Below are 16,759 nucleotides of genomic sequence, written 5' to 3' on the forward strand. Positions count from 1 at the left end.
AATCCCAATCTGCGCTTCACCGCGCTGCGCGCCCAGCCCTCCCGTCACGGAGCCAGGAGCCTCGCCGATGACCCGTCTCGCCCGAACGCTCTCCCGCGCCGCCCTCCTCGCCTGCGCGCTGCTGGCGCCCCTCGCCGCGCGCGCCCAGTTCCCCATCACCGAGTCGTTCATGAACGCCACGGCGCCCGGCTGGGTGCTGCAGGGGAGCGCCTCGCTGACGGCGCCGTCCATCGACACGGCCGGGCAGGGCTGGCTCCGGCTCACGCCGGCCACCGGCAACCAGGCCGGCTCGGCCATCTACAACACGGCCTTCGCCTCCACCAACGGCATCGCCATCACCTTCGACTACGCCGACTACGGCGGCACCGGCGCCGACGGCTTCAGCTTCTACCTCATCAACGGCACCACCATCTCGCCCACGGTGGGCTCGAACGGCGGACCGCTCGGCTACTCCGGCCGCTTCGGCGGCACCGCCGCCCAGTGCGCCAACGGCACCCAGCCGGTCACCACCCCGGGCGTCACCAACGGCTACGTCGGCATCGGCTTCGACGAGTTCGGCAACTTCTCGGCCTGCGAGTCGGGCTACGCGGCCCCGGGCCTGACCACCCACTCGGTGGTCATCCGCGGCTCCGGCTCGCTCAGCACCTCGCGCGCCTTCCGCTACCTGACCGGCCAGGCCGTCAACGTGGCCCCGTACAACACCACCATCGACAACGTCCAGCGCGCCGCGCCGCGCAAGGTGCGCATCTCCATCGTCAACCAGCGCATCACCACGGCCATGGACTTCGGCGCTGGCTTCCAGACGATCATCAACGCCTACAACCTGGCCGCCGCCGCCAACCAGGCCGCCCTGCCCGCCACCTTCAAGATGGGCTTCTCCGGCTCCACCGGCGGCTCCACCAACGTGCACGAGATCCGGAACGTGCGGGTCGAGCTGCCCGCCAACATCACGCTGGGCCAGTCGGTCACGCCCACCACCGTGAGCGTGGGCGGCACCATCACCTTCACCATCACCATCTCGAACGACAACACCAACGCGGCGCTCGGCTCCACCCTCACCGACGCCTTCCCGGCCGGGCTCACCGGCATCACCTGGACCGCGGCCACCGCCGGCGGGGCCACGGTGGGCAACGCCAGCGGCACGGGCAACCTGGCCGAGACCGTCAACCTGCCCAAGGGCGGGTCGGTCACCTACACCGTCACCGCCACCGTGGCCGCCGCGGGCGCGGGCCAGGCCCTGGTCAACACCGTCACCCTGACGCCCGCCCCCGGCGTGGCCAACCTGCTCACCAACACCGCGGCCACCACCATCACGGTGAACAAGATGGGCTCGTCCACGGCGCTCGCCTCCAGCGCCAACCCGTCGGTCTTCGGCCAGCCGGTGACCCTCACCGCCACGGTGACCGCCGTGGCGCCGGGCAGCGGCACGCCCACCGGCACCGTCACCTTCCTGGACGGCGCCACCACCCTCGGCACCTGTACTCTGGCCGGCGGGTCCTGCACGCTGGCCTCCTCGGCCCTGGTCGTGGCCACCCACCCCATCACCGCGGGCTACGGCGGCAGCGCGGCCTTCAACGCCAGCACCTCGCCGGCCCTCTCCCAGGTGGTGAACCGCGCCGCCGCCGGCACCGTGGTCAGCTCCAGCCAGAACCCGTCGGTCTTCGGCCAGCCGGTCACCTTCACCGCCACCGCGACCGCCACCGCCCCGGGCGCCGGCACGCCGACCGGCACCGTCACCTTCCTCGACGGCGCCACCACCCTCGGCACCTGCACCCTCGCCGCCGGCACCTGCACCCTCGCCACCTCCGGCCTCTCGGTGGCCACCCACGCCATCACCATCAGCCTGCCTGCCAGCGCGAGCTTCGCCGCCAGCACCTCGCCGGCCCTCTCCCAGGTGGTGAACCGCGCCGCCGTCGCCACCGTGGTCACCTCCAGCCAGAACCCGTCGGTCTTCGGCCAGCCGGTCACCTTCACCGCCACCGCGACCGCCACCGCCCCGGGCGCCGGCACGCCTTCCGGCACCGTCACCTTCCTGGACGGCGCCACCGTGCTCGGCACCTGCACCCTCACCGCCGGCACCTGCACCTTCGCCACCTCGGCGCTGGCCGTGGCCACGCACGCCATCACCATCAGCCTGCCCGCCAGCACGAGCTTCGCCGCCAGCACCTCGCCGGCCCTCTCCCAGGTGGTGAACCGCGCCGCCGCCGCCACCGCGGTCACCTCCAACCAGAACCCGTCGGTCTTCGGCCAGCCGGTCACCTTCACCGTCACCGCGACCGCCACCGCCCCCGGCGCCGGCACGCCTTCCGGCACCGTCACCTTCCTCGACGGCGCCACCACCCTCGGCACCTGCACCCTCGCCGCCGGCACCTGCACCCTCGCCACCTCCGGCCTCTCGGTGGCCACCCACGCCATCACCATCAGCCTCCCCGCCAGCGCCAGCTTCGCCGCCAGCACCTCGCCGGCCCTCTCCCAGGTGGTGAACCGCGCCGCCGTCGGCGCCGCGGTCACCTCCAGCCAGAACCCGTCGGTCTTCGGCCAGCCGGTCACCTTCACCGCCACCGCGACCGCCACCGCCCCGGGCGCCGGCACCCCGACCGGCACCGTCACCTTCCTCGACGGCGCCACCACCCTCGGCACCTGCACCCTCGCCGCCGGCACCTGCACCCTCGCCACCTCCGCCCTCTCGGTGGCCACCCACGCCATCACCATCAGCCTCCCCGCCAGCGCGAGCTTCGCCGCCAGCACCTCGCCGACCCTCTCCCAGGTGGTGAACCGCGCCGCCAGCGCCGCCGCCGTCGCGGTGAACCCGTCGCCGGCCCTGGTCGGCGAGGCCGTCACCCTCACCGCCACCCTGGCCGCCGTGGCCCCCGGCGCCGGCACGCCCACCGGCACCGTCACCTTCCTCGACGGCGCCACCGTGCTCGGCACCTGCACCCTCGTCGCCGGGACCTGCACCCTCGACCTCGCCACCCTCGGCGTGGGCGCGCACGCCATCACGGCCTCCTACGCCGGTGACCCGGGCTTCCTCGGCGCCACCTCGGCGCCCGGCCTGCTCGACGTCTCCCCGGCCTCCACCAGCACCGCGCTGGCCTCCTCGCTGGCCACCACCACGTTCGGCGATCCGCTCACCCTCACCGCCACCGTCGCCGTGGCCGCCCCGGGCGCCGGCACGCCGTCCGGCACCGTCCGCTTCTTCTCCGACGGCGTCCCGCTCGGCGACGCGGTGCTCGGCCCGACCGGCCAGGCCGCCCTGCCCGTGGCCGGCACCACCCTCGCCGCCGGGGTCCACGAGCTCACCGCCAGCTACCTCGGCGACCCGAGCTTCCTCGGCTCCGGCTCAGGGCCGCTGTCCCACCTGGTGGTCCGCGCCGCCGCCACCGTCGCCGTGGTCTCCAGCGCCAACCCGGCCGTCACCGGCCAGCCGGTCACCTTCACGGTCTCCGTGGCCGTGCCCCCCGGCAACCCCGCCGCCACCGGCACCGTCACCTTCACCGACGGCGCCACCGTCCTCGGCACCTGCACCCTCGCCGCCGGCACCTGCACCTTCACGCTCGCCACCCTGCCGGTCGGTGGCCACGGCGTGGTCGCCACCTTCGGCGGCGACGCCGGCAACGAGCCGGCCTCCTCGACCTCGCTCCCCCAGCAGGTCGACCGCGCCGCCACCAGCACCGTCGTCGCCTCCGGCCAGAACCCGTCGGTCTTCGGCCAGCCGGTCACCTTCACCGCCACCGCCTCGGCGGTGGCCCCGGGCGCCGGCACGCCCACCGGCACCGTCACCTTCCTCGACGGCGCCGCGGTGCTCGGCACCTGCACCCTCTCCGGCGGCACCTGCACCCTGGCCACCTCGGCCCTGGCGGTGGCCACGCACGCCATCACCGCCAGCCTCCCGGCCAGCCCGAGCTTCGCCGCCAGCACCTCCGCGTCCCTGTCCCAGGTGGTGGATCGCGCCGCCACCGGCACCGTCGTCGCCGCCAGCCCGAACCCCTCGGTCTTCGGCCAGTCCGTCACCTTCACCGCCACCGTCTCGGCGGTGGCCCCCGGCGCCGGCACGCCCACCGGCACCGTCACCTTCCTCGACGGCGCCAGCGTGCTCGGCACCTGCGCCCTCTCCGCCGGCACCTGCACCTTCGCCACCTCGGCCCTGGCGGTGGCCACCCACGCCGTCACCGCCAGCCTGCCCGCCAGCGCGAGCTTCGCCGCCAGCACCTCGCCGGCCCTCTCCCAGGTGGTGAACCGCGCCGCCACCGCCACGGTCGTCGCCTCCAGCGCCAGCCCGTCGGTCCTCGGGCAGCCGGTCACCTTCACCGCCACCGTCTCGGCGGTGGCACCCGGCGCCGGCACGCCCACCGGCACCGTCACCCTCCTCGACGGCGCCACCACGCTCGGCACCTGCACGCTCTCCGCCGGCACCTGCTCGCTCTCCACGGCGGCCCTGGCGGTGGCCACGCACGCCATCACCGCCAGCGTCCCGGCCAGCGCCAGCTTCGCCGCCAGCACCTCGCCGGCCCTCTCCCAGGTGGTCGGCCCCACCGCCACCAGCGCCGTCGTCACCGCCGCCCCCAACCCGTCGGTCCTCGGCCAGCCGGTCACCTTCACCGCCACCGTCTCGGCGGTGGCCCCGGGCACCGGCACGCCCACCGGCACCGTCACCTTCCTGGACGGCGCCACCGTGCTCGGCACCTGCACCCTCTCCGCCGGCACCTGCACCTTCTCCACCTCGGCCCTGGCCGTGGCCACGCACGCCATCACCGTGAGCGTGCCCGCCAGCCCGGGCTTCGCCGCCAGCACCTCGCCGGCCCTCTCCCAGGTGGTGAACCGCGCCGCCACCTCCACCGTCGTCGCCGCCAGCCCGAACCCGTCGGTCTTCGGCCAGCCGGTCACCTTCACCGCCACCGCCGCCTCGGTCGCGCCCGGCGCCGGGACGCCCACCGGCACCGTCACCTTCCTCGACGGCGCCAGCGTGCTCGGCACCTGCACCCTCTCCGCCGGCGCCTGCAGCCTCACCACCTCGGCCCTGGCCGTGGCCACCCACGCCATCACCGCCAGCCTGCCCGCCAGCGCCGACTTCGCCGCCAGCACCTCACCGGCCCTCTCCCAGGTGGTGAACCGCGCCTCCGCAGCCACCGTGGTCACCGCCAGCCCCAACCCCTCGGTCCTCGGCCAGCCGGTCACCTTCACCGCCACCGCCTCGGCGGTGGCCCCCGGCGCCGGCACGCCCACCGGCACCGTCACCTTCCTCGACGGCGCCGCCGTCCTCGGCACCTGCACCCTCTCCGCCGGCACCTGCACCTTCGCCACCTCGGCCCTGGCCGTGGCCACGCACGCCATCACCGTGAGCGTGCCCGCCAGCGCCAGCTTCGCCGCCAGCACCTCGCCGGCCCTCTCGCAGGTGGTGAACCGCGCCGCCACCTCCACGGTCGTCGCCTCCAGCGCCAACCCGTCGGTCTTCGGCGAGCCGGTCACCTTCACCGCCACCGTCTCGCTGGTGGCCCCCGGCGCCGGCACGCCCACCGGCACCGTCACCTTCCTGGACGGCGCCACCGTCCTCGGCACCTGCACGCTCTCCGCCGGCGCCTGCTCGCTCTCCACCTCGGCCCTCGCCGTGGCCACCCACGCCATCACCGCCAGCGTGCCGGCCAGCGCGAGCTTCGCCGCCAGCACCTCGCCGGCCCTCTCCCAGGTGGTGAACCGCGCCGCCGCCAGCACCGTGGTCACCGCCAGCCCCAGCCCGTCGGTCCTCGGCCAGCCGGTCACCTTCACCGCCACCGTCTCGGCGGTGGCACCGGGCACTGGCACGCCCACGGGCACGGTCACCTTCCTGGATGGCGCCACCGTCCTCGGCACCTGCACCCTCTCCGCCGGCGCCTGCACCTTCGCCACCTCGGCCCTGGCGGTGGCGACGCACGCCATCACCGCCAGCGTCCCCGCCAGCGCGAGCTTCGCGGCCAGCACCTCGCCGGCCTTCTCCCAGGTGGTCGACCGCGCCGCCACCAGCACGGTCGTCGCCTCCAGCCAGAACCCGACGGTCTTCGGCCAGGCCGTCACCTTCACCGCCACCGTCTCGGCGGTGGCCCCAGGCGCCGGCACCCCCACCGGCACGGTCACCTTCCTCGACGGCGCCGCCACGCTCGGCACCTGCACCCTCTCGGCCGGCGCCTGCACCTTCTCCACCTCGGCCCTCGCCGTGGCGACCCACGCCATCACCGCCAGCCTGCCCGCCAGCGCGGACTTCGCCGCCAGCGCCTCGCCGACCCTCTCCCAGGTGGTGAACCGCGCCGCCACCCAGGTCGCGCTCGCCTCCGCCACCAACCCGACGGTCTTCGGCCAGCCGGCCACCTTCACCGCCACCGTCTCGGCGGTGGCCCCCGGCGCCGGCACGCCCACCGGCACCGTCACCTTCCTCGAGGGCGCCGCCGTCCTCGGCACCTGCACCCTCTCGGCCGGCGCCTGCTCGCTCTCCACCGCGGCGCTGCCGGTCGGCACCCACGCCCTCACCGCCAGCCTGGCCGCTGGGCCGGAGTTCGCCGCCTCCACCTCGCCCACGCACGCCCAGGTGGTGGACCCGGCGGCCACCGCGGTGGCCCTCGCCACCAGCGTCAGCCCGTCGGTGACCGGCGAGCCGGTCACCTTCACCGCCACCGTGGCGGCGCTGGCCCCCGGCGCCGGCACCCCCACCGGCACCGTCACCTTCCTCGACGGCGCCGCCGTCCTCGGCTCCTGCACCCTCTCCGCCGGCGCCTGCACCTTCTCCACCGCGGCGCTGCCGGTCGGCACCCACGCCATCACCGCCACCGTCGCCGCCAGCGCGAGCTTCGCCGCCAGCACCTCGCCGGCCCTCTCCCAGGTGGTCAGCCCCGCCGCCACCAGCACCACGCTGGTCTCCTCCCTGCCCTCCTCCACCTTCGGCGACCCGCTCACCCTCACCGCCACCGTCGCCGTGACCGCCCCGGGCGCCGGCGCTCCCTCCGGCACCGTCCGCTTCTTCGCCGACGGCGCCCCGCTCGGCGACGCCACCCTCGACCCGGCCGGCCTGGCCGCCCTGCCCCTCTCCGGCACCGCCCTCGCCGTCGGCCTCCACGAGCTCACCGCCAGCTACCTCGGCGACCCGAGCTTCCTGGCCTCCGCCTCCGGCCCCGTCGCCCAGCAGGTGGTCCGCGCCGCCGCCGCCCTGACCCTCACCTCCGACGCCAACCCGGCCCTCACCGGCCAGCCGGTCACCTTCACCGTCTCCGTCGCCGTGCCTCCCGGCAACCCCGACGCCTCCGGCACCATCACCTTCACCGACGGCGCCACCGTCCTCGGCACCTGCACCCTCTCCGCCGGCGCCTGCACCCTCACCCTCGCCACCCTCCCCGTCGGCCCCCACCAGATCGTCGCCACCTTCGAGGGCGACCCCAGCAACGAGCCCGGCGCCTCCGCCCCGCTCGCCCAGCTGGTCGACCCCGCCGCCACCACCACCTCCCTGGTCGCCAGCCTCTCCCCCTCCCTCTTCGGCCAGCCCGTCTCCTTCACCGCCACCGTCGCCCCCGTCGCCCCGGGCGCCGGCACCCCCACCGGCACCGTCACCTTCTCCGAGGGCCCCACCTCCCTCGGCTCCTGCTCCCTCGCCGCCGGCGCCTGCTCCCTCGTCCTCGCCGACCTCCCCGTCGGCTCCCACGACCTCGTCGCCACCTTCGGCGGCGACCCCTCCTTCGCCCTCAGCCTCTCGCCCGCCCTCACCCAGGTGGTCGACCTGGCCGCCGCGGCCGTCATCCTGGCCTCGGCCCCCAGCCCCTCGGTGACCGGTCAGCCGGTGACCATCACCATCACCGTGGCCGCGGTGGCCCCGAGCTCGCTCGTTCCGGGCGGCGCCGTGACGCTGCTCGAGGGCGCCGTGGTGCTCGGCACCGCCACGCTCGACGCCGCCGGGCAGGCCGAGGTGGCCGGCGCGGTGCTGGCGACGGGCGTCCACCAGCTGACCGCCGAGTACGCCGGCGACGCCGGCTTCGGCTCGGCCACCTCCGCGCCGCTCACCCACCAGGTGGACCGCGCCCCCACCACCCTGGCGCTCACCGCCACCACCGGCCCCACCCTGGCCGGCGAGCCGGTGCACCTGGTGGCCGCTCTCTCGGTGCCCGCCCCGGGCGCCGGCGCGCCCACCGGCACCGTCACCTTCCTCGACGGCGGCGTGGCCGTCGGCTCCGGCCTGGTGGACGCGGCCGGCCTGGCCAGCGTCGACGCGGCGCTGCCGGCCGGCGCCCGGCACCTCACCGCCAGCTACCAGGGCGACGCCGGCTTCCTGCCCTCGACCTCGCCCGAGCTGGTCCGCGAGGTCGGCGCCGGGGCCTCCAGCACCACGCTCTCGGCCTCCCCGGCCCCCTCCACCTACGGGCAGCCGGTGACGCTCACCGCCACGGTCGCGCCCCTGCCGCCGGCCGGCGGCACCCCCACCGGCGCGGTGACCTTCACGGTGGACGCCCAGGTCGTCGGCAGCGCGCCGCTGGCCGGCGGCGTGGCCACCCTGGTGCTCCCCGGCGGCGCCCTGGCCGGCGGGGCCCACGCGGCCACCGCCGCGTTCGGCGGCGACGCCGCCCTGACCGCCTCCACCTCCGCCCCGCTGGCCCTGCTGGTCGGGCCGGCGCCGGTCGAGCTGGCCCTGGCCGCCCTCCCCGCCGCCCCGGTGGCCGGGCAGCCGGTCACCCTCACCGCCACCGCCACCTCCGCCGCGGGCGTGCCCGCCGGGCTGGTCACCTTCACCGCGGCCGGCGTGGTGCTCGGCGCCGCGCCGCTCGACGGCGGCGGCGTCGCCACCCTGGCCATCGGCCCGCTGGCGGTGGGCCCGCACCCGCTGGACGCCGCGCTGGCCGGCTCGGCCACCTGGCAGCCGGCCGCGGCCGCCACCGTGGTCACGGTGGCCCGCGCCGCCTCGGCGCTGGCCCTCTCCGCCGCCCCGGCCCCCTCCGCCGCCGGCCAGGAGGTGGTCCTCACGGCCGTCGTCACGGTGCCGGCGCCCGGCGCCGGGACCCCGGCCGGCGAGGTGACCTTCACCGACGGCGGCGCCCTGCTCGGCACCGCCGCGCTCGACGCCACCGGCCACGCCAGCCTGGCCACCTCTGCCCTGGCGGTCGGCTCGCACGCCCTGGCCGCCAGCTGGCCCGGCGACGCCGCGCTCCTCGGCGCCGGCGGCGCCGCCAGCCACCAGGTGGTGGAGGACGACACCACCGTGGTGGTCACCAGCAGCCGCAACCCCTCCCGCCGCGGCCGGCCCGTCACCTTCACCGCGCAGGTCAGCGCCGCCCACGGCCTGCCCGCCGGCGCCGTCACCTTCACCGGCGACCTGGGCGCCGGGCCGGTGGTGCTCGGCACCGCCACCCTCGACGCCGCGGGCCGCGCCACCCTCACCACCCGCACCCTGGTGAAGGGGAGCTGGACCGTGACCGCCGGCTACGCCGGCGACGGCACCTCGGCGCCCGGCACCGGCACCCTGGCTCCCGACCAGCTGGTGGAGAACACCCCGCCGGTGGCCGGCGCCGGCACCGCGCTGGCGCTGGGCGGGCCGGCCGCCTCGGCGGCGCTGGCCACCGTCGACACCAGCGGCGGGGCGCTCGACCTCGAGCAGGGCACGCTGGAGCTCTGGGCGCGGGCCGGCTGGTCGGCGCCGGGCGAGGTGGGCCCGGCCCCCGAGCTGGCCAGGCTGGGCGATGCCGCCGCCCCGCGCTGGCGCCTCGGCCTGTCGCCGGATCGGCGCACCGTCGAGGTGACGCTGGGCGGCTCGAGCGCCAGCCTCGCCGCGCCCCTCGACGACGGCGCCTGGCACCACCTGGCGCTGGTGGGCGGCGCCGAGCGCACCGTGCTCTTCCTGGACGGCGCCGAGGCGGGCTCGCTGCCGCTGCCCTTCGGCGGCGCGGCGGCCGAGTCCCTGACGCTCGGCCAGGGCTTCACCGGCGAGCTGGACGAGGTGCGGATCTGGTCCGTCACCCGCAGCGCGGCCGAGCTGGCCGCCGCCGCCCGGCGGCCGCTCGGGGGCGACGAGCCCGGGCTGGCCGGCCTGTGGCGCCTGGACGAGGGGAGCGGCCTCGAGCTGTTCGACGCCTCGCCCTCCGCCCTGGACGGCGCCATCGCGCTGGTCGAGCCGGGCGCCACGGCGCCGGCGCCCTTCGCCCCCTCGCAGGCCTGGCGCCTCCGCCAGGCCGTCTCCGGCCACCCCATGGCGCCGGCCGACGCCGGCTACGACGCCGACGGCGACCCGCTGACGCTCTCCATCGACGCCCCCGCCTCCTCGGGCGCCGCCAGCCTCGACGAGGCGGCCCTGCAGGTGGGCTACACCAGCGCGCCGGGCTTCGCGGGGGAGGACTCCTTCTCCTTCGCGCTCGACGACGGCGACGCCGCCGCCAGCTACGTCCTGGTGGTGGCGGTGCAGGCCCCGCCGGTGTGCCAGACCTCCACGGACTGCACCGGCGGCGACGTCTGCGTGCAGGGCACCTGCCTGCCGGAGCACTTCATCGACGTCCGCTCCGGCGGCTGCGGCTGCGGCAGCGGGGGTGGAGAGGCCCTGGCCCTCTGGTCGGCCCTGGCGCTCCTCCTGGTGGGACGGCGAACCCGCCGCGCCGCGGCCGGGAGGGCGCCGTGAGCCGCCGCCACCTGGCGGCGCTGGGGCTGCTCCTGCTGGCCGGCGCCGCCCGGGGCCAGGCGCCCGCCCCCTTCGCCCTGCAGACCTACCAGCCGCCCCCGCCGGGCGACGCCTTCCTCACGGTGGCCGGCACCGACGTACCCGGGCACAAGGTCCCCTCGGCCGCGCTGGTCTTCTCCTGGGCCACCGAGCCGCTGGTGCTGCGGGTGGACGGGGCCGTCCCGCCCGGCGGCCGCATCGTGCACCGGCAGTTCTGGGCCTTCCTGCAGGGCGCCGTCGGGCTGGGCGACCGCTTCCTGCTGGACGCCTCGCTGCCGGTGGCCCTCTACCAGAGCGGCTCCAGGCCCCTCGGCGAGCTGCCACAGGTGGCCAGCACCGCCCTCGGCGACCTGCGCCTCGGCCTGCGCACCCCGCTGCCCCCGCTCGCCTTCATCGACGCCGCCGCCTTCGCGGGCCTGTGGCTGCCCACCGGCTCGAAGGACGCCTTCGCCTCCGACGGCGCCGCCCGGGTCCAGGTCGGCGTGTCGGCCAGCGGGAACCTCGGCGCCATCGGGTACGGCGGCGAGCTCGGCCTGCTGTGGCGCGACGCCCAGGACCTGGCCGTGACCCGCACCGGCAGCGCCGTCACCTGGGCGGTGGCCGCCGCCTGGAAGCAGGGGCCCTGGCGCATCGGCCCCGAGGCCTTCGGCCGCTGGCAGTGGGACGGCACCGTCACCTCGCCGGCCGAGCTGCTGGTGGGCGGGCACTGGACCCACGGCGCCTTCGACACCTCGCTGGGGCTCGGCACGCAGCTCGACCGCGCCCCCGGCACAGCGCCGGTCCGGGTGCTGGCGCGCGTCAGCTGGCGCCAGCCACCGCCGCCGCCCCCGGCCCCACCGCCGGCCCCGCCGCCGCCGCCTCCGCCCGCCCCGGAGCCCGAGCCCGAGCCGACCCCGCCGCCGCCCGCGCCGGAGCCGGTGCCCGTGCCCCCGCCGCCGCCCGATCGCGACGGCGACGGCATCGCCGACCCGCTCGACGCCTGCCCAGACCAGCCCGGCCCGGCCTCCGAGGACCCGGCACGCCACGGCTGCCCGCCTCCGCCTCCTCCGCCTCCTCCGCCGCCGCCCCCGCCGGTCCCGGCGCCGGCGCCGCTGGTGAAGCTCACCGCCGAGAAGATCGAGATCCTCCAGTCCATCCAGTTCGAGACCGGCAAGGACGTCATCCGCCCGGAGGGCGAGAACGTCCTGCGCCAGGTGGCGGAGGTGCTCATCACCCACCCGGAGCTCCTCAAGCTCCGCATCGAGGGGCACACCGACTCGAAGGGCGCCCAGGAGCTCAACGTGGTGCTCTCCCGCAAGCGGGCCCTGGCGGTGGAGCGCTGGCTGGGGGAGCACGGCGTCGAGGCCGGGCGGCTCACCGCCGAAGGGTACGGCCCGCACAGGCCCATCGACACCAACGCCACGCCGGCCGGCCGGTCGCGCAACCGGCGCGTCGAGTTCCGCATCCTGGAGCAGCGCTGACGGGGGAGGCGGCTACGGCGGCGGCACGCGGGCCGAGTCGGCGCTGAAGCCGGCACGGCGCCGGACCGGGGCCAGGTCCACCGCCTCCAGGTCGGCGGTGGTCACCGCCTGGACCTCCGCCAGGGAGGCCAGGCGAGTGGAGGTGGTGGCGGGACCACGGTCCGGAGCGGGTGCCTCGGTCATCGGTCCAGCTTGGCCGGATTCGACCCACCCCGCCAGGGGGAGCCGGCGTGACGGTCGGTGCGTGCACCCGGTGCGGCGGGCCGAGGCGACCGCCAGGCCCCGCGATCACGGGGTCGAGACGTGCCGACCGTTCGTGCCAGAGTGCGCCCCCGAATGAACGTGACGCCAGGTCTCCGCCTCGCCGCCTGGCTCCTCCTCGTCACCGCCCCCGCGCTGGCGCACCCGCTCGAGGCCGGCGCGGCGGACCAGCCGCTCGGTCCCCAGGCCGGCTTCCTGCTCGATCCCGGCGGCGCGCTCGGCGTGGACCAGGTGCTGGCCCAGGTCCGGTCCGGCGCGCTGGCCCGCTTCGACGAACCCATCCGCAGCTTCGGCCCCACCTCGGCAGCGCTCTGGCTGCACGTCGAGGTGGTCGGCGGCGCCGGCGGCGCAGACCTGGCGCTCACCTGGGATCGCCCGCTCGTCGACGAGCTGGACGTCTGGGTGGTCCGGGCCTTTGCCACCGAGCACCTGCGCGGGGGCCTGGCCGTCCCGTCGTCGGAGCGGACCATCCTGCACCAGGGCCCCTACCACCTGGCCCCCTTCCGGCTGGCCCCCGGGGAGCGCGCCGACCTGCTGGTGCGGGCCAGGTCCAGCCGCATCCTGCTGGCCGAGGCCCACCTGCGCTCCGCCAGCACCGTGCAGCGGCGCGACATGTGGCTGGGCGGCTACCTGGGCTTCATCGGCGGCATCGTGGCGCTGGTGGTCTTCCTGGCGGCCTGGAGCTGGTGGTCGCTGCGCGACCGCTGGAGCCTGCGGCTCACCGCCGTGCTGGCCACCTTCGCCGGGTACCTGGGCTCGGAGACCGGCCTGCTGGCCACCCTCTGGCCGGACCAGCCGCGCCTGTGGGCCGCGGCGCCCAGCGTCGCCGCGCTGGGCTGCGCCGTCTTCGGCCTGGCTTACTCCCGCGCCTTCGTGGCGGCCGACGCGCGGGTGCCGCGGCTCGACCGCCTGGTGGTCTGGGTCCAGCGGCTGGGCGCGGCGGCCATGCTGGTTCCGCTGATCCACCCGGCCACCGGGGCGGTGGTGGCCATCCTGGCGGTGGCCGTCACCTTCTCGTTCATGATGCTGCTGGGCGTGCTGGTGGTGCGCACCGGGAACCGGCCGGCGCGCTTCTTCCTGGCCTCGGCCTCCATCATGTCTGGGTTCGGCCTCTTCTACCTGCTGGCGCTGCTCGGCCTCGGCCCGGCCACCGGCCTGACGCTGGGCGGCTTCCAGGTGGCCATGTGGGTCGGCGGGGTGGTGCTGCTCCTGAGCCACTTCGACCGGGTGGACGTGGAGCGCGGCGTGGCCCAGGCCCGCCTGGAGGCCCAGGTGGCGGAGCGGACCACCAGCCTGCGCGAGGCCGAGGAGCGGTTCCGCCTGGCCTTCACCACCAGCCCCGACTCGATCAACTTCACCCTGCTGGCCGACGGCACCTACGTGGCCGTCAACCAGGGCTTCACCCGCATGACCGGCTGGACCGAGGCGGACGTCATCGGCCGCTCGGCCGTGGACCTCGGCATCTGGGTGGACCCGGCCGAGCGGGCGGTGCTGGTGGCGGGGCTGCAGGCGGCTGGCCGCGTCGAGAACCAGGAGTGCCGCTTCCGCTGCAAGGACGGGCGCCAGCTGGTCAGCCTCCTGTCGGCCCAGGTGCTCCCGGTGGGCGGCGTGCCGCACATCCTCTCGGTGACCCGCGACGTGACGGCCTGGAAGCAGGCCGAGGCCGACCGCGACCGGCTGGCGGACGAGCTGCGCCAGGCGCAGAAGCTGGAGGCCATCGGGCGGCTGGCCGGCGGCGTGGCCCACGACTTCAACAACCTGCTCACGGCGGTGAGCACCAATGCCTCGCTGTCGCTGCTGGACCTGCCGCCGGACGACCGCTGCCGCGACGCCTTCCAGGAGATCCTGGAGGCCTCGGGCCGGGCCACCGCCCTGACCCGCCAGCTCCTGGCCTTCAGCCGGCGCCAGGTGATCGCGCCGCGCCCCACCGACCTGGTCGGGCTGGTGCAGGGGCTGGCCGGCATGCTGCGGCGCCTGCTGGGCGAGGACGTGACCCTGGAGGTGGCGCCGGCCGGCCCGGCGCCGGCGGTGCTGGCCGACCCGGGCCAGGTGGAGCAGGTGCTGGTGAACCTGGCGATCAACGCCCGCGACGCGCTGCCCCGCGGCGGACGCATCGTGGTCTCCACCGAGCAGGTGGAGGTGGCGGGCGGCGGCGAGGGGCGGCCGGCCGGCCGCTACGGCGCCGTGCTGGTGCGGGACGACGGCCCCGGCATCGACCCCGAGGTGCTGCCCCACATCTTCGAGCCGTTCTTCACGACCAAGCACGGCAAGGGCACCGGCCTCGGCCTGGCCACGGTCTATGGCATCGCCACGCAGCACGGCGGGTTCGTGGAGGTGGACTCGGCCTCCGGCCGCGGCGCCACCTTCCGGGTGGCGTTCCCGCTGGCGGCGGCGCCGGCAGAGCCGCTGGCCATCACCACGGCCAGCCAGGGCGCCCTGCCCGGCGGACGGGAGACCATCCTGCTGGCCGAGGACGAGCCCGCCGTGCGCCACGTGGCGCGGGCGCTGCTGGAGCGGCTGGGCTACCGGGTGCTGGCCGCGGCCGACGGGCTGGAGGCCGAGGTGCTGGCGGTGGGGTGCGGCGGGGCCTTCGACCTCCTGCTCAGCGACGTGGTCATGCCCGGCCTCGACGGGCGCGCCCTGGCGGAGCGGCTGCGGACGCGCTGGCCGGGCCTGCCGGTGGTGCTCATGTCGGGCTACACCCAGGACGTGCTGGAGCGGGGCGGCGGCCCGGTGGAGGGCTTCCTGCTCGTGGACAAGCCCTTCGAGCCCTGGCGCCTGGCCGAGGTGCTGCGCCGGGCGCTGGACAAGCCCCGCCCCCGGCCCGGCCAGTGAACGACGCCGTCATCGCCCCGGTCGCCGCCGCCGCGGTGGCGCTCTTCGCCGCGCTGCAGGCGCTCCGCCTGGCGGTGGCGCCGGGCTGGGGCGACCAGGCCTGGTTCGCGGTGGCCGCCGTGGCGTCGGCCGGGTTCGCGGTGGCCGCCACCGTGTCCAACGCCGACGTGCCCGCCTGGCTGGTGGTCGGCGCCGCCCGGTCCCAGCTGGCCTTCATGGTGCTCGAGGTGTGGGCCCTGCTCCACTACGGCGAGGCCTTCCTGGGGCAGGCGGTGGGGCGGTGGGAGCGGCGCTGGCGGGCCGCCATGCCGGCCCTGGCGCTCTCGGCCTTCGTCCCCGGCCTGGTGCTGGGGGATCACATCGAGGAGAAGGCCCGCTTCGGCGCCGCCTTCTTCCAGCGCTCGGTGGAGCCGACCTGGTGCGGCACCGCGCTGGTGGCGGCCTGCCTGGGGCTGGCGGTGCTGGGCGTGGTCCGCTTCACGCGGGCCTGGCGCCGCGGGGTGCCGCGCGCCGGGCTGCACGCCCTGGCCATCGGCTCGCTCCTGCTGCTCGGCAGCAACGACGCCCTGGTGCTCACGGGGGCGCTGGACGGGCCGTTCCTGCTCGACGTCGGCTTCGTCCTGCCGGTGGCCCTGGTGGGCGGCTCCCTGGCGTCGCGCCTCCGCCAGGACGCGCTGGAGCTCTCCGACCTGCGCCAGCGGCTGGAGGCGCTGGTGCAGGACAGGACCCGCGACCTGTCCCGGGCGCAGGACGCCCTCTCCCGCGCCGAGCGGCTGGCGGCGCTGGGCCACTTCGCCGCCGGCGTGGCCCACGAGGTGAACAACCCCGCCGCGGTGGTGTCCGCCAACCTGCGCTTCGTCCGCTCTGCCCTGCCGACCGCGCCGGCGGGGGCGGACGAGCCCGAGATCCACCCGGCCCTGGACGAGGCCATCGAGGCCATGGGGCGGATCACCGGCCTGGTGCGCCGGATGGTGGACGCCGGCCGCCTGGCCACGGCGCCGCGCCAGGCCGGCGCCACCGAGGTGCGGGACGGGCTGCGGGGCGCCCTGGCCGAGGCCCAGGCGCACTTCGGTGGGCGCATCCGCTGGCGGGCGGCGGAGGCGGGCGACCTGCGCGCCGGGGTGGCCGCCGAGGTCCTGCACGACGTGCTGCTGGCGCTGCTGCTCAACGCCGGTGAGGCGGTGCCGCCGGAGCGGGCCGGGAGCGTCGAGGTGGAGGTCGACAAGGCCCCGGGCGGGCTGCTGCGCCTCTCGGTGCGCGACGACGGCCGAGGCCTGGCCCCGCTGGTGGCGGCGCGGGCCTTCGAGCCCTTCTTCTCCACCAAGCCGGCGGGGCGTGGCAGCGGGCTGGGGCTCTCGGTGGCCCAGGCGCTGGCGGAGACGCACGGCGGCTCGCTCCGGCTCGCGGCGCGACCGGGCGGTGGCGCCGAGGCGGTGCTGGAGCTGCCGCTGGCCGCGGCGGCCCCGCCGCTCCAGCCTCCGGCAGCCGGCTCCGGGCCGCACCCCACGGCGCCGCCGACCGCGACGCCCCGCCCCTGACGTCCGCAGGCGGC

At 77.0% G+C, this 16,759-nt stretch carries 5 protein-coding genes; 4 read left to right on the top strand and 1 reads right to left on the bottom strand.

All coding sequences use genetic code 11. From position 1 onward, the window contains the following. Nucleotides 1-67: 67 nt before the first annotated feature. Both IPO09_22060 and IPO09_22065 read left to right on the top strand, forming a co-directional pair. Nucleotides 68-10,612 (top strand): Ig-like domain repeat protein, encoded by a 10,545-nt coding sequence (locus tag IPO09_22060; GenBank protein ID MBK9519957.1) that lies wholly within the window; start codon nt 68-70, stop codon nt 10,610-10,612. Then, entirely contained in the window at nt 10,609-12,111 is a 1,503-nt protein-coding gene (locus IPO09_22065) for an OmpA family protein (GenBank protein ID MBK9519958.1), read from the top strand. The genes IPO09_22060 and IPO09_22065 overlap by 4 nt, the downstream gene beginning before the upstream one ends. A 12-nt stretch (nt 12,112-12,123) precedes the next feature. Here IPO09_22065 and IPO09_22070 read toward each other — a convergent pair whose 3' ends face one another. Then, the gene (locus IPO09_22070) at nt 12,124-12,294 is read right to left on the bottom strand and encodes a hypothetical protein (protein MBK9519959.1); all 171 of its coding nucleotides are present in this window, start codon (nt 12,292-12,294) and stop codon (nt 12,124-12,126) included. A 153-nt stretch (nt 12,295-12,447) separates the two neighbouring features. Between IPO09_22070 and IPO09_22075 the strand changes: the two genes are divergently transcribed. Beyond that, nucleotides 12,448-15,207: a PAS domain S-box protein gene (locus IPO09_22075; protein ID MBK9519960.1), complete on the top strand. Its 2,760-nt coding sequence runs from the start codon at nt 12,448-12,450 to the stop codon at nt 15,205-15,207. Further along, nucleotides 15,204-16,745, top strand: a complete 1,542-nt coding sequence (locus tag IPO09_22080; protein MBK9519961.1) for a hypothetical protein — start codon at nt 15,204-15,206, stop codon at nt 16,743-16,745. Before IPO09_22075 ends, IPO09_22080 begins: the two co-directional genes overlap by 4 nt. Nucleotides 16,746-16,759 lie beyond the last annotated feature (14 nt).

The sequence above is a fragment of the Anaeromyxobacter sp. genome, assembly GCA_016718565.1.
Lineage (GTDB): Bacteria > Myxococcota > Myxococcia > Myxococcales > Anaeromyxobacteraceae > JADKCZ01.

Excerpts from the sequence above, each read along its gene's own strand:
- IPO09_22060 (MBK9519957.1), top strand. The coding sequence starts at position 68 with ATGACCCGTCTCGCCCGAACGCTCTCCCGCGCCGCCCTCCTCGCCTGC.
- IPO09_22070 (MBK9519959.1), bottom strand. The coding sequence starts at position 12,294 with ATGACCGAGGCACCCGCTCCGGACCGTGGTCCCGCCACCACCTCCACT.
- IPO09_22075 (MBK9519960.1), top strand. The coding sequence starts at position 12,448 with ATGAACGTGACGCCAGGTCTCCGCCTCGCCGCCTGGCTCCTCCTCGTC.